Below are 23,732 nucleotides of genomic sequence, written 5' to 3' on the forward strand. Positions count from 1 at the left end.
CAGGATAGGCTCCATCATGGACAGGCGGTTGCGGCGCGCTCCGGACGCGGAATGGGTGTTGATGTACCGGCTCGGACTGAGCCGGAAACGCATCGCTGACTTGGTGCGTGCTGAGCCGGCAACCGTCGGTTATCACCTTGTTGTAGCCCGGGGCCAAGACCCGGGCCTCGCGGCCGCTCACCAGGCAGCCGCCGGCGTCAAACCCGCCCCCTCCCCCACGGACCTTGCCCGCATGGAGGAGATCATCGCCTGGATCTCGGCCGAGGGCCGACTCCCCCGTGACCGATCGGAAAGCAAGAGTGAGCGGTCAATGGCTCGGTGGCTCTCCGCCCGCCGACGCGAAGCAGCCGAAGGCGCCCTCAACCGGGCGTACCGTGACGGCCTCGCGCGGACTCCTCAGTGGGAGAGCAACCCCCGAGCAGTTGAGGATGAATCCCGGTGGCATGACCGGCTCGCCCAGCTAGCGGGCTTCCGCGCCGAGGGCAACGACTGGCCCCGCCATCACCACTTCGCCTCAGCGCAGGAACAGACCCTGGGAGTGTGGATCCACACCCAGCGGTACACACACCGCCGCGGCGACCTCGATTCTGAAAAAGTCAGGCTCCTGGACGACGTCGTTCCCGGGTGGCAGACGGGAAGGACTCGCGGCCGCCGGGCCCGGCCATAAATGCAGGTTCACTGCCATGCCGGCGCGCAACCCCGCTATCTTCTGCCGGCCTGTACACATGTTGAGGCTTTCCGTCCCCGCGTGGCAATCCGGGGACCCCGCCCTTGAGCCTCAGACTCCCGGAGGCTCTCTCATGACCCCGCTCCGGGCCCCGGCCGGATATGAGGCCATTGCCGTGCGTTCTGCCGGGTTGTGTTGTGCTCCCTGGGGGCGGGTGGAGCCCTCCGCACTTGTGGCGCTGTCTGCACTGGTGTGCAACCTTTCCCCGCAGCGTGCTGATCCACGCGACCGGCAAATCGGCAGTTTGCGCTGTAGTTTAGGCCGAACAGCTCATCCAAACGTTGGGCAAGGTATCCCAGGGCCAGGGCTCATCGAGTCAGCCCGCGGCCGGCGGGGAATGGCCTTTTGATGTTGCCATCGAGGTCGCCGCCGAAGAATGCGAACATCGGCCGTCGATACAGGCCAGTATCACTGTCAAGTCGTCCCCGTGTATAGCTGGAACTACGTCGTCCAAAATCCCGGCGTGCTTAGGCGGAAACGGATACAGCCAGGAGCAGGAGCCGGCTCTCTACGTTGTCAGAGCTTGTCGATCCAGGTATCCTCTTCACGCGTGTCCCAGGCCGATCCTACGACCTTTGGTCTGGTCCGTTGTTCGATTGCCAGGAGTACTCGGCGCACCTCGACTGCATGAAGCTCACGTAGAGATGCCACGTCGCGGATAATGACGGAGTTGATGAGGGCCTTTCGAGCCTCTTGCTCCCTGACGCCCGCCCTCTCGAACGCATCCCGGATCTGCTGCACCTGTTGCGGCCGGATGGGAAGGTCACGGAAAGATTCCGGGGCTTTCTCTGTGGGCATATCAAAGAGTCCCAGTTCGTCATTCACGAAAGCAATCCTACCGGCTTCCGACGCTCGGATGATGTCCACTGCGGCACCCCACCCCTGAATAGCGAACTGCCTGGTCGCTTCGTCGCATCTAAGCTGGTACTCAATGGACAACACTTCATCGGACCGACGCACTTTGCTGGCAATTTGCTCCAACCCTCCAACGACGACCGGGACCAGGACCCTAAACCGCGTGAACCTGCTCGCTGAACTGATGGGTATCAACGATGTGTTAATTGGGAACCTGTGTGCGGCTCCCACCTACCGCACCGGAGAGCTTACGAACGTTGCAGCCCATTGGGGACCTTGGGGTGAGGCGCGGGAGCAATTAATGGCAGGTTTCGAGGTAGCCACCGACGTCCTACTGGCCTATGGCTTGGTTGAACCCTTGGGCGCGGCGCGCCGGCACCGCCGGCAGCAGCTTGAATGGCTGCAAGGACAGCTGAGGACCCGTGTCATAACTGCATGGACGGTCGGGGGTACTCCTCGACACCCTTCCCGGTGGCAGCGTCACACTTTCCGCCAGCATCCAGGCACCCCCTTCCCTCTAGCCCTACTTGAATCCGTCACTCTCGCCGATGTGACTCATAGTCTGTAGACGCGAGTCACATCTCTCCTGGAATGTACTTAGGTGCATAAAAGCGCCAGGGGCATGCTTGCTCAAAATATGAGATCGCGACGAGATGAGTTGCGAATATCGCAAGAGGATTTGGCGGAGATCAGCGGTCTCCATCGGACTTACATCTCGGACATTGAACGTTCTAGAAGAAATGTGGGCATCGATAATCTGGAGAGAATAGCGGAGGCCCTCCAACTCCCTCTTGACCGACTTCTCCTGGCGACCGACCAGAAGAGAGTAGGACATGAGGGAAAACACGCCGGAGAAGTGTCGGACAGCTGAGGGACCGGAGCTCGGTGGTGAGCACGAGTTTCAGGAGGATGCTCCGGAGAACAGATTCATTGACCCTTCCTTTGATGAAGAAGTCGAAGCTGAATTTGCCGCCAATTGGCCGAACGTCGATAGAGATTGGTCCGAGGACGACTGGGCGGGTTTGCTGGAATGGCTAATCGACCAAAAAATCGTGACGATGAAAGAAGTGGCAGCCCTCGTTCTGGGGCAACTTAATCCATCTCAGGTCGGGACTAGCATCGCTTCAAAAAAGACTTTCCAGGCACACTACCCGCCTCGCAAGACCATGCAGGCCGTATACGAGTGGCACAATGCTCAGAGTGGACGCTGCGCCGATTGCGGCACGAGGCTGGACCTCCAAGCAGATCACGTTATTCCGCGCGAGGAGCTTGGCGACAATGCCGACTACCTGGGCAACATGACTCTGCGATGCCGCCGCTGTAACGTCATCCGACGCCCTTCCCATAAACGCGGCGGTATGACATTCCTAACGGCAGAGGCAGCTCTCATGTGGCTTCTCTTTGTCAAGAAACCGTATACATACCAGGAGTACGAGCGGCTGTGCCGGGCTTACGGAATGACAATGGCAAATGTCCGGTTTCACGAGGCGTGGGCCATGGCCCATTGGCTCCAGCAGGAAGGGCTTTACGAAATCGCTCCCGACAGTATCTTCTGATCGAGTTGCCCATATTTGCCCGTGTCGAAGAGTGTTGAGTCTGCCTCTGCGAGCTTCCTCTGAGCCAGAGCCGCATAGACGGGGTCACGCTCGATCATGAAGTAGCCGATCCCTTTACGCCGGCAGGCGACTCCCGTGGTCGCACTGCCGGCGTAGGGGTCGAGCACTGTATCCTCAGTGCCCAGGCCATCCAGGAAGTAGTCGGGCAGGGCGGTCGGAAACGGAGCGGTGTGCCCGTAGGAATTCACCCCGCGGACCATCTTGAAGACGGGTTGCGCCGCCAGAACCCGCTCCATTTTTTCCATGGGCAGCCCGAGCCTGAAGGAGTCCTCGGTTGCAGCGCCGGGCTTGCGGAAGACGAGTATATGCTCCCAGCAGTTGAAGGGGGACTGATAGTACGGAGAGTCGTTGCCGCCGTTAAATCCGCGTTTGCCTTGAATCTCGCCTTTGTCCCAGGGCACGACTGCGAGCAACTCGAACCCCAGGCGCTCGAACTCCGCGGCAATGTGAGCCCCCAAGGTCAACCGCTTCTTCCCCATCAGAGAAAAATTGACGGTGCGCTCGTTATCAAAGTAGTCGAAGACGTTAAAGACGTAGAGTCCACCGGGTTTGAGAGCGCGGAAAACCTCTTTTGCGTTCTGGCGCATGTCGAACAAGTAGGTGTAGAAGTTTGGCCACTGCGAGTACTCGCGAGCGTTGAAGTAGGGCGGAGAGGTGATGGCCCGACTAACCCATCGAGGTTCCTTACTGGCTAGGACGAGTTGGGAATCTCCTCGCACGACCTCACGGTGCGGGGGACACATGCGCCCCTCTTGGGGAACGCAATCCTCCCTGTCGGACTGCGCTTTAGGTGCTTCTTCAAAGCGGGCGAAGTAAGGGCCGTCCCAGAAGCCCACCGGGCTGTCCGAGGACGGCAAAGGCGCAGCCTGTCGACGTCCCAGTGCGTCCATGGCCCGCTCGGACTGGTATGTGCCTTCGACGCTTACCCCGTCGCCGTTAAGGGAATAGTGCTTGACCAGGGTTGACAGGATCTCGTTGTCGGACACGAAGGGCAGGACATCACGCCGCCAGCGCGAAATGCTCTCAGCATCGATCAGGTTGCGAGGGTCCTCAATCGCTGCTTGCTGCACACTACTGCGGAACTGGAACCGGTAACCACGATTGTAGATACTTCGTCCCGGGCAGAGGGGGTTCCGGCACTCCCAGCTACGCACGCCGAATGATGGGTAAGAATTGCCTTCGATTTCCTCACCTCGACAAGCAGGGCAGGGAATTCGAGTTTCGTCGCGTTCGTTCTTCTGCATGACAAGTACTAACCGGACCACGGTCCCCTCATTACCGGTCAAAACGAATACGTCACGATAAGTGAACCCTTCACTGAGCAAATCGAACCGAGCAGCCTTAGTGTCGATCTCACCCTCGATGTGTCCGAGGGTTTCAGCTTCTACCTCCTTTGACCGGAAAAACATCTGCTTCAGGGGAGTCTCGATAAAGCGTTCGCCGTAGAGCGTGGCGTCGTTGATGTACTGCCAAGCGGCGGCCGGGGCGTGTTCGGCGTCGACTACCAGCGCCACGAAACCATGGTTTCCGAGTCCATAATATGCATCGCGCATCCAGCGAGAAGCGTCCAGACGGCGACTCTCGCGGTCCTCACTCGGCGACGGGGATACAAACCTCAGTGCCAAATTGCGGTCCCGATTGAACAATTGAGGGTGCAGATCCTGGAGAAATTCGAGGTATTGAGCGGCAGTGGTGCCGCGCCCACCGCCTCCGAAATGCTGGTAAAGAACCTCCTCATCCCACAGAGACCAGACGAGAGCACCAAGGCAGGAATGGAAGACCTCCTCGGCCACCATCCGCGCGCTATTGCTCCGAAGTTTGGAAGGTTTGGTCGTCTCCCCAATGATTGCGGTCTTGGTTGCGGCAGTGTCAGCCGGTAACAGTCGGCTGCAGACGTCTGCAGCTAGTGACTCGGGGACCTTCAGAGCCACTAGCCGATGGTGGAGCAGCTCCGGAGCGTTACGATCGATTGCCTGATTGATCAGCTTCTTAGAGGGAAAATTGAAGGTGTACCCCTTCTTCGAGAGGTCCCCGTAGAGCTGACTACGAGTTCCCTTGTTCAGATCCAGCTTCTCATTGATCCGCGCGTAAAAGGTCGCCTCAACTTCGTTTTGGTTCTTAAGAGAGGGACCCAGGCTCGTGAAGAGGGCCTGAAGACGATCGTGCAGGAGGGGATCGAGCCGGCAACCGATCCCGGTGAGGTACGCCAAGGACATCTCGAGAGTGTCAACGTTGGTGATATCCGGCAACGGTCGCTCCTTGCTCATAGTTGTTCGGGCTCACGCCCAGGTTGTCTGATGGCAACGCGATGGAAGGTTCATAGCGCCACGTTCCGACTTGCTAGCGGTCAGCCGCTGAACTGGTCGCTGTTGCGAATAGGAAGACAGTCGGGCCGCCGATCGATGCTATCAGGACCACAGGGCTACTCACGGGGCCGATAAGCAGACGGAGCGCAGAAACGCAGCCGTCTCTCCTCGGTTTCGGCGACCATCTAGGCCAACTGCACCTCTAGTCCAGTGACTGGTGGAGTGATCCTCGATGATCCACGAGCCCGCGGTGCGTTCACGGCGTTGGACAAGTCCGATTCGAGCCATCAGTTCGGCCAGGATGACTTCCTGGTTCTGACCGATCGCGCGGTCAGCGCGGGGCTCCTCAAGTATGAGTTCGCTGATTCCTGGGAGATTTGACTCGTTTTCGCGTTCATCGAGCCCGAACAGGTGCGAAGCAGCGGTGCCGCTCATCTCACTAACAATACCCGGGTGATGCAGGAAGACGGACTCCTGGACGAAGGGAATGATCTTGCGCTCGTCTCCAGTGGCGACCTGCTTCTCGCGAACCCAGGAGCGCAGCTCGTCCTTGAGTCTGGAGCTGAATCGCTGAGCTTTGCGCCGTCCCAGCAGTAGCGGGGATTCCTCAGCCCGCCGGCCATCGCGCAACCACTTAGTGTTATTTCCGTACAGCCTGCCGGAGTAGTTCTTCAGTTCGATCAGGTGAAGGCTTCCGCGTGCCAGCACCAAAGCGTCAACTTCGTGCCATCGCCCTTGGCTGTCGAGAAACTCGAAGTTCGTCCAGGCTCGGAAGGGCGTGGTGGCAGGCAGCTTCGACTTAAGGTAGCGCAGTCCCTCGATCTCATGGGGAAACTGCGACGGGCTGACTTCAACCCAGCGATCTTCAGTCAACATTCCCCCTGTGAAATTCGGCGTCCGGCCGCTGCAGCTCTACCTGCCAGCCTATGACGCTGCCTATCGATCCTACTGCCTGGTTCTATACGCCTCGCCCGATTCGGTGTATACGGGATCGAGCCACAGACAATTAAAGCAGAGACTGCGCAACGCCGCGGTGCTCAGGGTGCCCATCTTTCGGTGGGCACCCTTCGATGCCGCTTTCGCCGCCCCGCTCCCATATTGTGCTCAGTGGAGTCTGCACTCTAGCGGAATCGATATCTCTTAAACCCTTGGCTGAAGGAACAAAACTCTGTGACACTGGCGCCAGCCCTGCACCTTCGATCTCCAAAAACCAAGGACGATGTGCGCTCCGTGATCGGGCCGCTGCCGCAATCCGATTCAGGACTGCTCAAGCGCATCCGGTTTCATCAGGCCTGGTATCGTTGGGCAGTACTCGGCCTCCCTGACTACGGATCGCTCGCGGGCAGCGGAGCTGGCTGTGGCAGCGTCCTGGCCGATCCTGACGCGGAGGCGTTCAAGAATTTCGTCAGTTCTCGCGCGTTATTGGAGTACCAGGGCAGGCGGCTTCAGGGCTGGGGCGTGGATCCGGTGCGGTGCACCAAGTACATGACTTCGAGCCAAACCCTGACTTTCAATATGCTCGCGGATGCCGTTGCTCGGCCTGTCGAGTGCGCCAACCTCTTTGGCATCTTGACCGGTCGCGAGGACCTAGATCTTCTCGCCGACTATCACTTTGAATACTCAGCCGTAGGCAAGCCGCATTTTCTGGGCGATCGAACGCTGCTGGATGTGCTCCTTGAGTTTCGAACGACTGGCGGTGGAACGCAAGTGGTCGCAGTCGAGACTAAGCTGGCCGACCGGTTCTCCACCCGCAAGACGACTGCAATGCACGGTTCTCTTTACTTGGCGATCCAAGAGGAGTCGGGGCTCTGGCATAGTCTTGAGGACGCACTAAAGGACAACCAAACACGGCAACTCGCTCGCTGCCATGCGTTGGCACAATCAGTCCAGCGCACCCATCGGCGGAATGTACAAGCCATAGTCCTCACGCTGCTGCACGACAGCGATCAAAACGGTGTGCGTGCAACAACTGCATACGCCCGATGCGCAGCTATCGACGGCACCGCCAGAACCGCCACGTGGGGCGAATATCTCGACACAGCCGGGAGCGTCAACGCCGTCAGTTCGGAAACGCTCAGTTCTTTGCGCGAACGATATGTAAACCTTTCTGCAAGCCAGTCTTGGTGGGATCTCTGTGGGCAGAAGCCACACCCCCGGTCGAGCTGAAGCATGCAGAAGGCGTCCGCCCGAAGTAGGTGGCCTTAGGTACTCGTCCTTCCGCCCAGGCCAGGCTGCTTCTACACAGGTCCTGAACAACACGTCGGCCGGATGAGCCCTCCTCATGGGGCCCAGACCGCCCAGCATTCGCTGGAATGAGATGGCGATCCCGTGCAGTCGGGCTGCAGTTAGGGTTCGGCAAGGTCCCTAAAGATGACCCGCCCCTGCCCGCTACGGTCCAAGCTCCGATGGCGCAGTAGGGGGCGGATCGTCCTACTGCGCCATGTCAACCGCCGAAGCATCAAGGTCCACGGGGTCTTCCGGCCTCCAGCGAAAAGGGTTCCCTCAGCTCCGAAGACTCAGCGGAATTCGAAACCGACTTCTTCGGAAACTTCCGTAAGTAGATCCGCGATCTCCGTCAGGAATTTATTCTGATCAAGTGTTGCCGCTGCAGTGGGGACAGGTACGGCGCGATCGTAAACATCATTGGCGATGCGGCGTGCGCGCTCAAATGTCGATCCAGCTCCGCTGAGCAAGTACGCATCACTCCAAGCGGGCTGGACATCCGTAACAAGTCTTCTCTCAGTCAGTGCAAAGAGTCGCTTGGTCACCGCATTGCTGGCATTCTCGATTACGGCCTGCTTTTCATCCTCGCTTGGCTCGGAGCTCACCCAAGACACCGGTCGCTGCAGCATGACAAAGACTTGCGTCTGCAGCTGATTCCTAAGGTCGGCAACCGGCATCAGCGTGTCATAGTGATCGTCCATGCCGGAAGCGAGACGTCTTGTTAGCGCCTTGATCCGCTGCCACGGTTCTTTTGGGTTTTCGGCCTGCGCTTTTAGACCCAGGAGAGCTCGCCACTTGCGATGGAACGCCTGGGCCGCTTCAGAAACCGCTATCGACAAATGCATGCGGTCGTAGATCGGTTTTCCCAAGCCTGTTGCAAGGACCGGGGTTCCTTGCTGAATCGAAAGGAGCAGCGCGTCTAGCTGGGCACGCGTTCGCTTCTGCGACTTCTTTTCGCCATCGAGTCGCTCGTGGATATTGCCCACGAAGTAACGCGCAGTTTCCAGTCGTTTTCGCAGCGCCCGCTCCCCGACGGGGCCTAGCTCGTTTCCGAGCGAGCTAAGTACATTCTCTGCTGACGCCAAGACGTGCTCTTCCTTCTGCGTAAACGAAGGCATATTCTGACCCTTGACCAGGTCGAAGTGTGTGAAAAGTAAGTGCAGTTTCTTGGCGTTTCCGGAGACGGCCAACGATTTCATCGCCGCCAGTGGCGCCGCCTGCATCGGCTGTTGTGCATTGTCAACCAACACAACCGCGTCCACCGATTCAACTTGCTTGGCCACAGAAGTGGATAGCGTCGACGCAGAGCCCGGAGTATGCCCAAGCCCTTCACCGTCAATCAAGACGAGCGTTGGTGTGTCCGTCGTCCAGGTGGGTTTGAAGGGACCCGCGACCCTAATACCGTTCACGAGCGGCGTGAGCAAAGTTCCGAATAGGGAGGCCTGGTTGCTGGAGAAGCGCATGATGGTCTTAATGAAGGATGCGCGGTCACCTGTCGACCAATGCCAGCTCACGGGCCAGCCCTGCCGATTGCGTTTCAGTTGATGGGCGTCCAGATGATCGAACCGGAGTTCCATCTCGTCCATGAGCTTGTCCACGATCTGATGAAACTCAGGCGCCTCGTGCAGCTGGTTCTGGATTTCATCCTCAATCAGCTCAGTGATAGTTCGTTCATCATCGGAGCTTGGCTCGAGCTGAGCTCTCACGTACTCGGTTCGCTTCCCAACGATTGATTTCAACTTGTCGGTGCATTCCCGCAGCACGACGGCGGTTGCGGCCATGTCGATGCCATCAAAGACCGAATCGTCGACTACGTCTGAAGGCTCATCTTCATCGTCGTCGTAGTCGTCATCTTCAACACCTGTAGCGGCCACGCCGCGACCAAGGATATAGCTAAAGCGGTGCCTCTGGTTCAGGTGATCGAGAAGTTTTCGTTGTACTTCTTCGTCGCTCTTGCCGTTGAACACAGCAATTGCAGCCTCGACCACATTCTCAGACAGGGAATCCACGATCTCATCGTGAGTAGAAAACGTGACCACAGCACTGAACTCTGAAGAGCCACCAATGATGAGCTCGGTTTCCGCGATTGTTGTCTTTGCGGTGGAAGTGGACGGGAATCGCTCTGTGCTGGGGTCCGTTCCTAGAAGCTGGCGGACTACCGTTGTCTTTCCGGCACCCGTGGTGCCGAGCAACAGGACGCGAGGATATCCCTCATCAAGTGTCGGAAGCCGAAGTATCGAGTCTCGGATGCCGGAGAAATCGGTCCGTGTCGATTCCAGACCGTCATAGAAGATCTCGACAACCCGCTCGTCGTACTTCATCGCTGCAATCGAACGAGCCGCCGGTCCCCACATGGGTTGACTCGCAAGCAGCTCGTTGAGTTGCTCAACCAGTCGGTCAGCTTCGTATTCGTTGGGTGTCCCCAGGCCCCGCCGGACGCGGCGCCCGAGTTCGTTGGTATTCGGGTCAATTCTTCCTGGGTGCCGGAATATGACTGCCCAGAATTCCCTTCCCTTGCTCCGACTCTTGCTTGCCGTGTAGATCTTCAAAATGCGCCCCTTGTTGTTCCTGTGGTGTTCCGCAGTAACTGGTTCCGTTACCATGTCATGTCCAAATGAGTCGTGTCAACGTCATTCGGAACAACGAGGGAACAACCGCTAAAGTCTTCTGCATCCATCCCGCCACCACCTACTGAGCCCGTACTGCGCCTCTGGAGTCGTCACTGCCGAAACCTCCCCTGGCGGTCGGCTGGACTCACGCCCAAAGGCCGGCACACGTCCTGATTGCAACGTTGCCCATTCTCTCGGCCTACGGTCTCAACAAGCCGGGGGCCGAAGCCGCCAAACATCATGAGGCCCAGGTGTCAATGCTGGAAAGCGAAGAACACGGGGTAAGACGGTCAGGGCGATTCACCGCGCGCGGGGGCTTCGCTAGATAGGCTCTTGTCAACACACCAGAAGAAAATGGGGAAACTCGCATGGATGCCCGTAACCCATCGCTCGCCGACTGGTTCACAAGAGTCGGAACAGGCCAACTCCGATTGTCCCGTTTCCAGCGACATTGGGCTTGGAGTCATAGCGAAATCGCAGGTCTCATGGAGACAGTCCTGCGGCATTCCCGCAGGGGCCACGCTCATCCTCGAAGTTTGGGACACCGATCAGTTCATATCTCGGGCTCGGGAGAGCGCCCCTGCTCCTTCTGAGCGTGTCCACGAACACCTCTTAGATGGCCAGCAGCGACTGACAGCGCCCTGGAGGTCTCTCCACGACAACTACCCAGATCGGACGTACTTTCTCCGTCACGAAGAGGACGAATCAACGGGTGAAAAGATCCACAAGTTCTGGCCCAGAACCGATGGCTACGCGGCGACACCCGATACCTAATCTGGTGTGTCAATCCCGTCGATCGCCTCGAAAGAGGTTACACCCCTTTGCGCTTACTCAACCCCGAAAGCAATTAAGACGTGCGGGCCTGTACATTCTGGCGGACATGCGGTCCAATAACTGCCAGCAGCTTTTGAACGTAAAGATTTCGAAATCGCGATGACGATGCGTGTTGCCTCCTACTAATTACAGTACGCGAAGACGACCGCTCCTGCGGTTACAAGCTGAGCAATGGCCGCCCATCATTCAGATTCATGATTTCCTGTTTATGTGCTCATGCTTTAGCAAGCATCTAGATATTTCCATCAAATTTATTGGCGCTTATTGTGCCACTGCAGCTGCTGTCGCGAACACATCTGCCGGCATTGGACGGTGCAGCCTCCACGTGATCGCAATCGGTCTCTCCCCCGAGTGCTGTACATAATCAACCTGACCGAGGCACGTGTAAGGAACGGTCAGACCGGTCTCGTCCTCCGAGGTATCCCGGGTGAAGATCAGGATCTTCGAACCGTGCGCGACACGTTCCAGGTAGCGCCTGCCTGTCGGGCTTCTGGGCGAGGTGGCGTTCTGCGATTCCCAGTGGAACAGCTCCGGGCTGATGGCATAGTCCTTGTACATGGTCGTGGCGGAGTGCTTCTTGTCGTCCTTGTTGAGCGTTACGAAGAAGGCGTCCGTGGACGTTGCCGAACACCAGGCCACTCCCTCCCGATGCTGCACGTTCTTGCCGAGCTCCAGCGAACCATACTGCAGAGCCGCCAGGATCTCTTCGCGACGGTACGTCGCGTGCGACAGCAGGGGAACATGTTGGAGCCCCGCTCCGAGGCCCTTGGCAGCATGCTTGGACGCGGCCACGCCGAGCTTCACGAGCTGGCGGATCTCGCTGCAGACAAACTGGTAGCCGCGCAGATAGTCCAGGCCGGAATCGTACGACTGGAACCCGCCGCCGTCGTCCCACAGCGTGTAGAACAGCATCCGGGCAAACGTCTGGTCCCGAATGCCGAGGTCCGCATAGCGGGGAGCGTCAGCACCGACCAGCATCGAATAGGCTTCCGCGCGCTCCGGGTCATCCACATGGATCAACGCGGACATCCGACCGAGCAGCTTTTCCTCGTCGGCGTCAGAGGGGTCCTGAATCGTCCCGCTGAGGACCGCCTCCACCGGAGAGAACCCTTCGACCAACTTAGCCTTGCGGAGGTAGCCCGTCCACGAATCCTTGGTCGAGCGATAGATCGACTTCACGTCGTTTCCGGACCGCTCCAGATAGGCCGCCAGCTCGGTCTCCGCGTAGGAGGCGATGTCCCGGACCAGCTGCGCCCGGTTGAACCGCAGCTGCGCCTTGATGTTGTCCAGCACCACCTGTTGCGCTACACGGTCCAGGACGATCTGGGAGCCCGACGGAAGGTAGGGAAACTCGTCCTCAACAGCCTTTTCCAGTTCCTTGCGCCCGTAGCCCGTGAGCGCCCGGTAGCGAAGATCGAAGCGGAACTCACGGTGCTGCTGGCCGATGAAGTCCATGACGGTCAGCACGGCCTTGCCCTCGGCCCGGCGCAGCCCTCGTCCCAGCTGCTGGAGGAAAATCGTGGCGCTCTGTGTGGGCCGGAGCAAGAGGATGGTGTCCACCTGCGGCAGGTCCAGACCTTCGTTGAAGAGGTCGACGGCGAAGATGCAGTTGATCTCCCGTGAGCGGAGCCGCTCCAGCGCTGCCGCACGGACGGCGCCGTCGGTGCTCCCGTCGACTGCTACGGAGGCGATGCCGGCACGGTTGAACACCTCGGCCATGTAGTGGGCATGCTGGACCGAGACACAGAAACCGATGGCCCGCATCTGGTCCGTGCTGGTGACCTTGTCTCGGAGTTCGCGGATCACCTTGGCGGCGCGGGCGTCGTTGCCGGTATAGAGGTTGTTCAGCTGTGTGGTGTCGTAGTTGCCGCGCTTCCATTCCAGCTGGCTCAGGTCAACGTCGTCTGAGACCCCGAAGTAATGGAATGGCACCAGCAGATCGGCGTCCAGGGCGTCCCAGAGGCGCAGTTCGCTGGCGGTGCGACCGTCGAAGAACTGTTTGGCGACGTCGACGCCGTCGCCGCGTTCCGGCGTCGCCGTCAGTCCGAGAAGCTGCTGCGGCTGCAGGTGATCCAGCAGCCGCCGGTAAGTGGGCGCCATGGCGTGGTGGAATTCATCGATGACGACGACGTCGAAAAAGTCCGGCTCCAGCTGTTGGATGCCGAGGGAGGACAGCGACTGGACGGAGGCGAAGATGTGCTTCCACTGCCCGGGTTTGTGTTCCCCGACGTAGAGCTCGCCGAAGGCGCCGTCCTGCATGACGTCGCGGTAGGTGCGCAGGGCTTGTTTGAGGATTTCCTGGCGGTGGGCGACAAAGAGCAGCTTCAGATCACGGCCGGCCGCCTCACACAGGCGTTTGTAGTCCAGGGCTGCGATGACGGTCTTCCCGGTACCTGTCGCTGCGACCACGAGGTTGTGATCGAAACCCTTGAGCCGCTCGGCCTCAAGGTCCTCAAGCATCTCCTCCTGGTGGAGGAACGGCTGGACCTCGAGTCCAGTGGCTGCCCCCGGGATAGCCGTCCGCCGGCCGCCGTTGAGTTCCAGGGCGGCGTCCAATTTTTCGCCGTCGCGGTCCGGATCGTAGCTTTGGAACGCACGCTGCGCCCAGTAGCTGTCGAAGGTGACCTCGAACTTGTTCAGGAGTGCGGGCGTGCCGACGGAGCTGAGCCGGACGTTCCATTCGAGGCCGTCGAGGAGGGCCGCTTGGCTGAGGTTGGAGCTGCCGACGTAGGCGGTGTTGAATCCCGAGTTGCGGCGGAACAGCCAGGCCTTGGCGTGCAGCCGCGTGGCCTGGGTTTCATAGCTGATCTTCACCTCGGCCCCATAGCGGGTTACAAGCTCGTCGATGGCGCGGCGTTCCGTAGCCCCCATGTAGGTGGTGGTGATGACGCGGAGTGTGGCGCCGCGCTCTCTGAGCTCCTCAAGCGCCGGATGGAGCAGGCGGAGACCGGTCCAGCGGACGAAGGCGCAGAGGAGGTCCACGGTGTTGGCGGACTCGATCTCGGTGCGGAGCTCCGCGGCGAGGTTCGGATCGTCCTTGCTGTTGGTTAGCAGCGCGGAGTCGCTCAGCTTGGTGGCGGGGCGGCGCAGATTGCGTCGCTTGAGCGTGTCCGGTCGGTGAAGCGACTGGAGCTGGGTGGGGCCCGGTGCGATGCGGTCGCCGTGCTGTAGCTCTTGCAGGAGCTTGTTTGCGAGGGCCACGCGTTCCGTGGGTTTGGCTGCTGCCAGGGCTTGGCGGACGGCGTTGGCGACGTGGCGGGAGAGGATGTCGGGGGTATCGTCGTCTTCAATGTCCGCGAAAATTGGTTGCAGAGATAACCCGCGGTTCAGCAGATCGCCAAGCGCGTCCGTCCTGAGAAGCTCGTACAAACCCTCGGGCAGCTCTTCGGCTACCCCTCCCCCAATGAAATCAGTCACTGCGCCAGAGTACTAGTATTCGCCGACAATACATGCGCAGTCTCCGTGCTGCCTAGACGGACACGCGATGTAACTGATGTCCCAAGTCACGCAAACTCCCCGCGTCTTGCAATCGCTAGCGGGCCTCGAGCCATATTCGTTCGTCAAAGCCGCCACGTTGTATTCGCTTCTCATGTGCTTGAATTTCTACGTCGCGAATAGAAAGACCGAGCACATCAACCAGCGTTGTTAGTACTTCCCATACGTCGGCTGCCTCCTCCAAACGCCGTGAAGGAGTTGCCTCCTGGAGCTCGTGAGATTCTTCCATGAGCTTTTCGAAGAGACTGAGCAGGTACTCGCCCTCTCCAAGTACGCGTGTTTCGGGTTCAAGACCCTCCGCCCGCATAATATCCGGTATGCGGTCCCTAACCAATTTGCCCATAATTCCTCTCCTTCCGATACTTTGACAGTGGAGTTCTATTCGGCGCATCCGACAGCAACAACGTCTTGGCGCCTAGCAATTTTGATGGGGGCCAACACTCGTACCTACAAGTTCGCTCTCGCATCCGCGCTCCTTGAACACGCCCGGGCCGGACGTGCTTTTGTGACTCTACGTGAGTTAGCGGAAGGCTACTCGCGGGTCATCGTTCAACACTCCTCAGAAGCGCCACAGGCTCGCGAAGTCGGCGATTTGGCCGGGCAGGACTTTCTTTCGATAGTAGGCCAGTATGCGGACGATACTCTTCAAACGGGCACACCCTCGGAACCGCTCGTTGAAGCCGCCGTTCGTTCCATGCCGGGGATGGTGATGCGAAAATTTCACAACCTACGGGGAGGCATTGAAACGCCGCATCGTTTCTACAACCTCAGAGGAAGTGGTCCGAACGGCACCGTGGAATTTACTCCCGAACTCATGGCGATCGCTGAGTCCGATGACCTCAGCAACCTGGACTCAGAGCTTGATGCACGCTGGCGAATCGTAGAGACGTCATTCGAAAGCGGCGTGGGTCGAAGTCTGATTTCAGAAGGCTTTGGAGTAAACCTTGATCTTGAAGGGCTAGTGGACAGGCGACGCCGAAGATCGGTGGCAGGGCTTAGACCTGCTGTTCTAGGGTTCCAATACGGTCGATGCCTCATCTGCCATGACCCGATCACGGAAAGTGATCGGGTCGCCATTGATCATGTCTTCCCCTTTTCACTGATGAATCGGGGAAATCTCACCGCGGATCCCGGGCTGGACCTCGACTCGCTATGGAACCTTTCACCGGCGCATGCCGTATGCAACAGCCGGAAGAGCAACCGTCCTCCGACCATTGACGAGGTTCGCAGGCTCGGGCAACGAAACGAGGCGATTATGCTTTCCCCTCACCCGCTTCGCCGAACACTCGAGTTGTCCCTGGCGCTCAGGGGTATCCAGCGGAAACCCGGGGCCTGGTACCGATTCTTGGCAACGGTCTTATAGCCCTGGCCGTGGGCGCGAGCGCGAGCGCGGAAATCCTCTGGCACTGAAATACGTCGGTGCGGTGAAAACCGGGCGGCACTGTAACCTGTCAGGAGTTGCTCGGTGATTCCGTTGGCTGGGTGGCTACCTTCTAGTGGGAACCACACTGCATTGTGGAGGTCGCTGCGCTATCCGGAGCGGCCATTGTCGAATACCTGCCGCCGTAAGCGAGGGCGGCCCTCAATGGCGCGCCCGATCCTGGCGATCTGCTTCTTCAATTCGGGACATCATTCCCCCATAGTTCGTTCAGGTCACGCACAGCTTATCGGCGGTTTGGGCCCGTCTTGGCATGGCGCAGCGGTCGCCCGGATTGGAGGTATCCAGCGCCCCTGACACGGCCTGGGCCCTGGGCTCATCGCCAGTCCGGCATGGCGCAGGTCAGGGGGCGAGGGCGTATCCGCTGATCAGCCACTTTCCGTCCGTGGCTTTGAGCGTCACCGTGTGGGTCTGGCCGTCTTCAGTTGCCTTCGGCAGGGACATACCCAACGCATTCCACCTAAAGCTGGTGCCCAGAACGCTGGCCGTGTCACCGCCCAGCTTGAACGCCGTTTCGTCCGTTGCGATCGTTGCCTTCGGGTCGATGATGAACCAGGTCGCGTAAGCCACGACGAGGTCCTGGGCGGCCTGCTCGGGCATGGATGGATCCATGAACGCCAGGGACTTCTGGAACACGTCCCTGAACACTGCCTTCTTGGTAGCATAATCGGCAGCGGCCCCGCCCGTAGCTTCGGACCTAGACAAGTACGGGCCGCTGTCGATCTTTACCTGAGCGAAAAACGCGTCCAGCGCGGCCTTGGCGCCAGCCGCGGTCGGGGCCGGCGTGATCGGTGTCGCGGATTGGGCCGCAGGCTGAGCGGAGCCGTTCGATGCCGCGGGAGCCACGGTGCCCGCCGGCTGCGAGCAGCCGCTGGCACCGACACCGACGATGACTACGAGGGCGGTAGCAACGGCCAGACATGCAAGGGACTTCTTCAAGGTTCTCCGACGGTCGAGCAGGGAATGCCTTCAAAGCTCCAAGGCATCACCAGAGGTACACCTGGAACGGTCATTGCAGAACCTATCGCATGCACGGCGCCAAGTCGGAAACGTTGCGACGAGCGAGTAGACGGACACTAATCCCTTATGGCAGGGAGGAAGCGGCGGCCGGGCGGAACGGTGAGGACTCGGTCGCAGTCGTTCTCAGAGGTGAAACGGATCGTGAGCTTGCCGCCCTCCCTGGTCTCGATCGCAGCGACTATGTAGACCACGCGGTACGCGGTGTGGGACCACCAGCGGACATCCACGGCTTCGAGGACGTCCCCGATGGCCAGTTCATTGGCACGGGCTCTGCCCGCGTTGCTGGCACGCTGGACAAGCCGGACATTAACCCGCAGCGACCGCCATCTGCTTCTGCTTCTCGTGTCGCTGCGACAGGTCGGCCGTGTCAGAACCAGGGGCTCGACCCTTTGTGACATAGGATCCGTGCAGAAGATAGGACCCTGCCCAACGACTGTAGGTAGCCGGAATCCTACGTCGCACAACACAAAGAAGGCAGGAATAATAATGAGGCCCAAGGTTCTCGCGGCTTCCGTCGTCGCTATCGCATTGCTCATGTCCGGTTGCGCGGGTGAAAAGGCCGTTGTCGAACAGGCAACCGGGACGGTCGGATCCGGCAGCGCATCCCCCACCCCGACGAAAGCGGCCGGATCACTCGTGTCGAGTGGCTTCGGACAGGATGGCGAATATGTCTGGGTCACCTCACTGGTCCACAACGACTCGGACAAAGTCGGCCAGTTCGTTACGGTCCAGTTCAACGCCAAGGACGCAAACGGCGCCCTGGTGAAGTCCGCGAGCCAGGTCGAAGCCTTCAGCCGGGCTGGCCAGGACCTCGCAGTGGGAACCCAGATCAGCGTGCCCCCCAACGTCAAGATCGCCACGGTGGAAGCCACGCTGCTGATCGAGGACCAGCGTGCCCTTTCGACTGAGCCGTTCCCTGAGATGCCGACCACTCCCGTCAAGGTCGTGGCCGGCCAGTACGGCGGTTCGACAGCCAATTTCGAACTGTCCAACCCCACCGATCAGCCGGTCAAGAATCCGCGCCTGGGGGTAATTTGCTACAACGCCGCCAACACGATCATCGGCGGGGGCTCGGAGTTTCCCCAACTCGTGCCGCCTTCCGGCAAGGTCGCGGTTGAGGCGCATATCCTCACTGCCGGGACGCCTGCTTCATGCAAGGTATTCGCCGGCGGCCCCATGTAACTCGCCCTGGGAGTGCCTGCGCCTGAAGCCAGCTTCGGAAGCAGGCATGCCTGACCCGTCGCGCGGTCCGACGACCATTAGCGATGTCGGCCTCGCCTCGGCACAAGCATCTCCGCCGGACCATGACCCCTCCCTCGTCTGACTGGTGCTCGCTCTCCGAGTAAGGCCCGCCCCTCCTGGAACTTGCCGTTGTCGCGGTAGTCGGCGGACCAGCGGCGAATATCCAGTCCGCGGTCACGGAGGATCTCGGCCAGGCGTTCAATGAGCTCGGGGCGGATAAGTGTTGGCTTCTTAGTCTTCTTGGGCATGTGCCTCCCGGCGCAAGTGCGGTCACTTACACCCCCACCGCCGCTGACGTTGCGGCCACCCTCAGCGTCAAAGTGACCGGGTCCCTCACCGGCTACAGCACTGTCTCGCAGACGTCCGCGCCGACGGCGGCCGTAGCTAAGGGTTCGCTGACAAGGTCCACCCCCACGATCTCGGGCGTTCCCGCCGTCGGGACCACCCTCACGGCCGTCCCCGGAGTATGGGGTCCCGCCCCGGTTGCGCTCCGGTATCAGTGGTACCGGTCCAGCGTCGCGATCACGGGCGCAACCTCCGCCACATACGTCCCCGTGCCGGAGGATCTGGGGGCAATCCTCACCGTCAAGGTCACCGGGTCCAAGACGGGCTTCACTACGTTCTCCCGGACCTCCGCCGCCACGGCTGGGGTCGTCAAGGGATCACTGGTCAGGGCCACGCCAACCGTGACCGGGACCGCGAAGGTGGGGTCCACCCTCACCGCTAACTCCGGCGTTTGGGGACCAGCACCAGTCACGCTCCGGTACCAGTGGTACCGATCCGGCGTTGCGATCTCCGGCGCCAACGCTGCTACCTACAAACTCAGCGCAACGGACGCCGCGAAAACTCTGACCGTCAAGGTGACGGGGTCCAAGAGTGGATACACGACCTACTCCAGAACGTCCGTCGCAACTGCAGCCGTGGTTAAGTAGCGAGTCGCATTCGCCCCACCACGACCACTTGGAACCCCAGGAAACCCCGCCAGCTAAGAGTTCTGGCGGGGTTTCCTTGTGTAGAACGAAGCAGCCAGATGCCGGGCACCCGCCGTCGACATTACGCAAGCAAACCCACAGGCCGGACGGCTTAGGCTTTCTCAATGACGAGTTCTGTAGGTGCGCTCTTCGACAAGTGTGGCTTGGAATGGGCGGGAGCTGCTAAGTGGCGACATCGGATTCCCCTTGACAAGCCTGGGGTCTACGCCATTTCAATGACGTGCGAACCTTGCGCTTCCCATAGCGCAGTTACAGAGCTGCCCCTGAGCACTAGGGCGTTTTATGAGCTGACGAACGTCTGCCCATTCCTCGAGGTCGACGGTAAGGCCCCAACGCTTGATTCCTTCAGGAGCCGGCTTCAGGGGTTCTGGTTGCCCGACGAGCCGATTCTATATGTCGGCAAAGCCGTAACGTCGCTGTCAGCCAGGACGAGTGCCTACTACTCGACCAAGCTTGGTGCCACGGGACCCCATGCAGGCGGCTGGTGGCTCAAGATGCTGACCATCCTTCCCGAGCTGACAGTGCACTATGCACGGTGCTCCGATGTCGACGCCGCCGAAATTGCGCTCATCAATCAGTTCGCACACCAGCTGTCGCCAACTACACGGGCCAACCTCCCGGACAGGAATCGCGTTGGCCCATTCGCCAACGTCCTGATTCCGGGATACGGCAATAAGGCCCACGGTCTAGACCGCTACAAAGTGCCACGGACAACTACAAGAAATCCACCTCCTGTTTCGCCAGTCAGAGCGCCTGTCATGGCATCAGTCAACGCACCCAAACCGACTAGAACTGCCCTCGAGGCGCCTGCAGGCAACGTGATCGTCCCATCGCAGTCGCTTACGCCAAAAGACCGAAATCGTTCCTATCTTCGAATTCCGGCAGGCTCGAAGTACGCCTTCCCGTCTATTCCGGGAGCGGTGACAGTCTTCATCAGAGGCGAAAAACGGACCGCTTCATGGCACCCCGGCAACGGCAGGTCGGGCCGGCTGGGTCTTGGCTGCGCCCTGATGTCTGAGCTGGTAGTGCCTGGTCATCCAGTGCATATCGAAGCCGCCAACGGCGGCAACCGCATCATCGAATAGAAACAAGGATGCCAATCCAATCGTGTCTGGCAGCCTCATCCGGCTTCATGACAGCGCGTCGGGCTCCGCTTGCCCCCAGCGGAAGATCCCAGCAGTTCATAATGACCACGTGATCACGTGATCACGTGATCACGTGATCAAGGTCCTCCACAACATCCTTTATGCTGCCGGTTACATTGCCATCGCTGGGCTTGCCTCAATACTTAGCTACTACGGCAGGGCGGAACTGGGGCTGGGCATTATCCTCACCATTTCTGCGATGTCCGTGACGCTCCTGGTCGCTTCCGTCGTGGTCAACCGCGGACTCAAGAGGGCAGTGCGCTCGGCCCAGAACGCCGAGGGCGCCGCTGCTTCCGGGCTAACCAAGACTTACAGCGCCCACGCCTCGAGAGCCCTGACGAGACCACCAACGGCCGTTGCCCGAATCCGGATCGCCTGGCGGGAACGCGAGCTCGGCACAATTCCGACCGGACTGTCGTCTCGGCTGGCTGAGGAGTCCATGCCGGGACCGGCTCACTAGTCTCGCGTCGGAGAGCCGACACGGAAATCCCGACTCACGGAGAACGACACCGGGAGCAGCCGGCGCGGCCGCCCGTCGCCTGTCGCCGAGCTTGGCTGACCGGCATCCATGACGAAGGGCGCGCCCGGCCAGACCGGACGCGCCCTTCAGATGCCCTGAGCCGAGAAGCGGTTCAGGCACCTGATTCAGTCGACGAGCACCGGCTGCTTGGCACTATCCGCAGATTCCACAACCGGCGCAACCTTGCCGTTCCGGTGGTTCACCCAGTTCGCCACCGCCAGAAGCGCCACGAGTCCGAACGTGCTCAGGAGCTGGGGACGGGAATCCTCGCCGATGAAGCCCACGGTGAAGATCGCTGCGAGGATGACCAAGCCAAAGCACGTGAGCCACGGGAAGCCGGGCATCCGCAGGGGAAGCTCCATCCCCTCGCGGTCGGCGCGGAGGCGCAGTGCGAGCTGGGCGAGGAGCGCGGACGTCCACACCAGCAGGCACGTCGAACCCACAATGTTCAGAAGGACGGGAAGGACCTTCTCGGGGAAGGCCAGCTCCAGCACAACCGTGACAACGCCGAAAGCGACGCTGGCCAGGACTGCGACAACCGGGACACGCGCTTTGGACACCGAGGCAAGCAGACGTGGTGCCTCACCCCGCTCCGCGAGGGAGTACGCCATCCGCGATGCACCGTAGAGGTTAGCGTTGAGGGCGGAGAGCAGTGCTGCCACGGCTACCAGGGTGATGGCGGTGGCCGCGCCGGGCATGCCGGCGGCGTCCAGCACCGCGGCGAACGGGCTCTTCAGCCCCGCCGAACCTACCGGAACAACAGCCGCGATAACGAAGATTGCACCGATGTAGAAGATGAGGATGCGCCACAGCACCGTCCGGACTGCCTTCTTCACACTGCGAGCCGGTTCCGCGGTTTCAGCTGCCGCCACGGTGACGATCTCGGTGCCGCCGAACGCGAATGCCACCACGAAGAGTGCCGTGGCAATCCCGGCAAAACCGCTGGGTGCGAAGCCGGCTCCGGTGAAGTTGGCCAGGCCCGGCGACGGGACGCCCGGCAGCCAGCCGAAGAGCAGAGCAGCTCCCACCAGGAGGAACCCGACGATTGCTGCCACCTTGAGCAGGGCGAACCAGAACTCGAACTCGCCAAAGTTCTTCACACTGGTGAGGTTCACGGCGGTGAGCACCACGATGAACACGAAGGCCATCAGCCACACCGGAAGGGCCGGGAAGATGGTGGCCAGCAGGCCTGCCGCACCCAGCGCTTCGGCCGCGATGACCACCACGAGCTGCAGCCACCACAGCCAGCCCACCGTGGCACCGGCCACCGGACCATAGGCCTTGGCGGTATAGACGGAGAAGGCACCGCTGTCCGGATTGGCGGCGGCCATCTCGCCGAGCGCCCACATCACCAGGATGATGAGGGTGCCGGCCACAAGGTAGGAGATCAGCACGGCCGGACCCGCGGCCTGGATGCCGGCGCCGGAGCCAATAAAGAGGCCCGCGCCGATGGCGCTACCGAGCCCCATCATGGTGAGCTGGCGGGGTTTAAGTGCGGCGCCAAGTGGGCGGGCAGACGTCATTGTCTGTTGTTCCATGAGGGTTCCTCTGGTTGTCGGTGGAACGGATTGGTAAGAATCAGAAAGTTCCTAGGCTGCGTGGGCTTCCAAGACCCGGAGCACGCGATCGTTGGAGGCGGGGCCGGCAACGGTGATCCGCACACCGTCCCCTTGGTAGGCCCGGACCATGATGCCCGCGCGGTCAAACGCTTCCACCAGCCTCGCTTGGAGGGAGTCGTCCGTGCGGATCCACAGGAAGTTGCCCTGGCTCGGCTGCAGCTTCCAGCCCTGGGCTTCCAGCTGCGCGGCCATCCGGGTGCGCTCCTGCCTGACCGCGGCCACCCGGGCTTCCATCTCGTCCCCGGCGTCAAGCGACGCGATGGCCGCCTTCTGGGCCAGCGCGCTCACGGAGAAGGGAAGGGCGGTCCGGCGCAGTCCCTCAGCGATGTCCGGCGCGGACACGGCGTATCCCACGCGCAGGCCGGCGAGTCCGTACGCCTTCGAGAAGGTGCGCAGGACGCAGACGTTCGGGTACTGGCGGTAGAGCGCCAGTGAATCGGGACCGCTGCCCGCTTCGGCGTATTCCACGTAAGCCTCGTCGATCACCACGAGGATGTCGGAGCGGACGGCTTGCAGGAAGGCCTCGACGCTTTCGTGGCTGATGGGCACGCCGGTGGGATTGTTGGGGGTGCAGAGCAGGATGACCTTCGTGCGGGCAGTGACGGCCGCGGCCATGGCATCAAGGTCGTAGCCCTCAGCGCCGTCCAGCGGGATACGGACCGGCCGGGCGCCCGCCAGCTCAACCAGGATGGGGTAAGCCTCGAAGGAGCGCCACGCGAAGATCACTTCATCCCCGGCATCGCACAGTCCGGTGATGATCTGCTGGAGGACGCCCACGCTGCCGGGTCCCACAGCGACCTCTCCGGCGGTGACGCCGAAGTGGCGGGCAATCCGTTCACGGAGTTCGACGGCGGCACTGTCGGGGTAGCGGTTCATCGTACCGGCCGCTGCGGCCACCGCAGCAGCGGCAGCGGGCAGCGGCTCGTAGTGGCTTTCGTTGCTGGCGAGGGCTGCAATGTCCACGCCGGCGCTGCGCCGGCCCGGGACGTAGGGCGGGAGACCAGCCACCGCGCCACGAAGGGTGGGGAGCACGGTGTCCGGTGCGGTTAGGAGCTGATCACGGGTCATAAGGACCGATCATGGTTGTGACC

The 23,732-nt window shown here is 60.7% G+C and carries 19 protein-coding genes; 10 read left to right on the top strand and 9 right to left on the bottom strand.

From position 1 onward, the window contains the following. Positions 1-16 precede the first annotated feature (16 nt). Entirely contained in the window at positions 17-667 is a 651-nt protein-coding gene (locus tag ACVWZ7_RS06280; protein WP_456507310.1) for a helicase associated domain-containing protein, read from the top strand. A gap of 576 nt (positions 668-1,243) precedes the next feature. Here ACVWZ7_RS06280 and ACVWZ7_RS06285 read toward each other — a convergent pair. Continuing rightward, complete coding sequence (locus tag ACVWZ7_RS06285) at positions 1,244-1,552, bottom strand: hypothetical protein (RefSeq protein WP_456507311.1); 309 nt, start codon at positions 1,550-1,552, stop codon at positions 1,244-1,246. 106 nt (positions 1,553-1,658) lie between these two features. Here ACVWZ7_RS06285 and ACVWZ7_RS06290 point away from each other — a divergent pair, with 106 nt between their 5' ends. From ACVWZ7_RS06290 to ACVWZ7_RS06300, 3 genes are all read left to right on the top strand, one after another. Beyond that, the gene (locus tag ACVWZ7_RS06290; RefSeq protein WP_456507312.1) at positions 1,659-2,150 is read left to right on the top strand and encodes a DUF1643 domain-containing protein; all 492 of its coding nucleotides are present in this window, start codon (positions 1,659-1,661) and stop codon (positions 2,148-2,150) included. A gap of 69 nt (positions 2,151-2,219) precedes the next feature. Further along, positions 2,220-2,453, top strand: coding sequence for a helix-turn-helix domain-containing protein (locus ACVWZ7_RS06295; RefSeq protein WP_456509075.1), 234 nt, complete (start codon positions 2,220-2,222; stop codon positions 2,451-2,453). Then, positions 2,416-3,138 carry an HNH endonuclease gene (locus ACVWZ7_RS06300; protein WP_456507313.1) on the top strand — a complete coding sequence of 241 codons (723 nt, stop codon included), beginning with the start codon at positions 2,416-2,418 and terminating at the stop codon, positions 3,136-3,138. Before ACVWZ7_RS06295 ends, ACVWZ7_RS06300 begins: the two co-directional genes overlap by 38 nt. Here the strand turns inward: ACVWZ7_RS06300 and ACVWZ7_RS06305 are convergent. Next, the gene (locus ACVWZ7_RS06305) at positions 3,108-5,447 is read right to left on the bottom strand and encodes a DNA-methyltransferase (protein ID WP_456507314.1); all 2,340 of its coding nucleotides are present in this window, start codon (positions 5,445-5,447) and stop codon (positions 3,108-3,110) included. The two genes, ACVWZ7_RS06300 and ACVWZ7_RS06305, sit on opposite strands and share 31 nt — an antisense overlap. A gap of 177 nt (positions 5,448-5,624) precedes the next feature. Next, positions 5,625-6,380 carry an NERD domain-containing protein gene (locus ACVWZ7_RS06310; RefSeq protein ID WP_456507315.1) on the bottom strand — a complete coding sequence of 252 codons (756 nt, stop codon included), beginning with the start codon at positions 6,378-6,380 and terminating at the stop codon, positions 5,625-5,627. Positions 6,381-6,674: 294 nt separating this feature from the next. On the opposite strand from ACVWZ7_RS06310, the gene ACVWZ7_RS06315 reads away from it, so the two are divergent. Then, on the top strand, positions 6,675-7,670 hold the full coding sequence (locus ACVWZ7_RS06315; protein WP_456507316.1) for a PGN_0703 family putative restriction endonuclease: 996 nt from the start codon (positions 6,675-6,677) through the stop codon (positions 7,668-7,670). A gap of 350 nt (positions 7,671-8,020) precedes the next feature. Here ACVWZ7_RS06315 and ACVWZ7_RS06320 read toward each other — a convergent pair whose 3' ends face one another. The 3 genes from ACVWZ7_RS06320 to ACVWZ7_RS06330 form a co-directional block, all read right to left on the bottom strand. Beyond that, the gene (locus ACVWZ7_RS06320) at positions 8,021-10,276 is read right to left on the bottom strand and encodes a hypothetical protein (RefSeq protein WP_456507317.1); all 2,256 of its coding nucleotides are present in this window, start codon (positions 10,274-10,276) and stop codon (positions 8,021-8,023) included. A gap of 1,155 nt (positions 10,277-11,431) precedes the next feature. Then, positions 11,432-14,587: a DUF3427 domain-containing protein gene (locus ACVWZ7_RS06325; protein ID WP_456507318.1), complete on the bottom strand. Its 3,156-nt coding sequence runs from the start codon at positions 14,585-14,587 to the stop codon at positions 11,432-11,434. Between the two features lie 115 nt (positions 14,588-14,702). Next, entirely contained in the window at positions 14,703-15,008 is a 306-nt protein-coding gene (locus ACVWZ7_RS06330) for a nucleoside triphosphate pyrophosphohydrolase (protein WP_456507319.1), read from the bottom strand. A 27-nt stretch (positions 15,009-15,035) separates the two neighbouring features. Here ACVWZ7_RS06330 and ACVWZ7_RS06335 point away from each other — a divergent pair, with 27 nt between their 5' ends. Then, complete coding sequence (locus ACVWZ7_RS06335) at positions 15,036-16,028, top strand: HNH endonuclease (RefSeq protein WP_456507320.1); 993 nt, start codon at positions 15,036-15,038, stop codon at positions 16,026-16,028. 417 nt (positions 16,029-16,445) lie between these two features. On the opposite strand, the gene ACVWZ7_RS06340 is transcribed toward ACVWZ7_RS06335, so the two are convergent. Continuing rightward, positions 16,446-17,042 carry a hypothetical protein gene (locus ACVWZ7_RS06340; protein WP_456507321.1) on the bottom strand — a complete coding sequence of 199 codons (597 nt, stop codon included), beginning with the start codon at positions 17,040-17,042 and terminating at the stop codon, positions 16,446-16,448. 567 nt (positions 17,043-17,609) lie between these two features. Between ACVWZ7_RS06340 and ACVWZ7_RS06345 the strand changes: the two genes are divergently transcribed. The 4 genes from ACVWZ7_RS06345 to ACVWZ7_RS06360 all read left to right on the top strand — a co-directional run bounded on the left by ACVWZ7_RS06345 (position 17,610) and on the right by ACVWZ7_RS06360 (position 20,962). Then, entirely contained in the window at positions 17,610-18,305 is a 696-nt protein-coding gene (locus ACVWZ7_RS06345; protein WP_456507322.1) for a hypothetical protein, read from the top strand. Between the two features lie 308 nt (positions 18,306-18,613). Further along, complete coding sequence (locus ACVWZ7_RS06350) at positions 18,614-19,297, top strand: hypothetical protein (protein ID WP_456507323.1); 684 nt, start codon at positions 18,614-18,616, stop codon at positions 19,295-19,297. Positions 19,298-20,115: 818 nt separating this feature from the next. Next, positions 20,116-20,442, top strand: a complete 327-nt coding sequence (locus tag ACVWZ7_RS06355) for a hypothetical protein (RefSeq protein WP_456507324.1) — start codon at positions 20,116-20,118, stop codon at positions 20,440-20,442. A gap of 133 nt (positions 20,443-20,575) precedes the next feature. Further along, positions 20,576-20,962: a hypothetical protein gene (locus tag ACVWZ7_RS06360; protein WP_456507325.1), complete on the top strand. Its 387-nt coding sequence runs from the start codon at positions 20,576-20,578 to the stop codon at positions 20,960-20,962. A gap of 185 nt (positions 20,963-21,147) precedes the next feature. Here the strand turns inward: ACVWZ7_RS06360 and ACVWZ7_RS06365 are convergent, their stop codons facing one another. Together ACVWZ7_RS06365 and hisC are read right to left on the bottom strand one after the other, a co-directional pair. Beyond that, the gene (locus ACVWZ7_RS06365) at positions 21,148-22,560 is read right to left on the bottom strand and encodes an amino acid permease (protein ID WP_456507326.1); all 1,413 of its coding nucleotides are present in this window, start codon (positions 22,558-22,560) and stop codon (positions 21,148-21,150) included. 51 nt (positions 22,561-22,611) lie between these two features. Further along, a complete protein-coding gene (gene hisC, locus ACVWZ7_RS06370; protein ID WP_456507327.1) occupies positions 22,612-23,709 on the bottom strand; it encodes a histidinol-phosphate transaminase in 1,098 nt (365 codons plus the stop codon). Between the last annotated feature and the right edge of the window lie 23 nt (positions 23,710-23,732).

The sequence above is a fragment of the Arthrobacter sp. TE12232 genome, assembly GCF_054062615.1.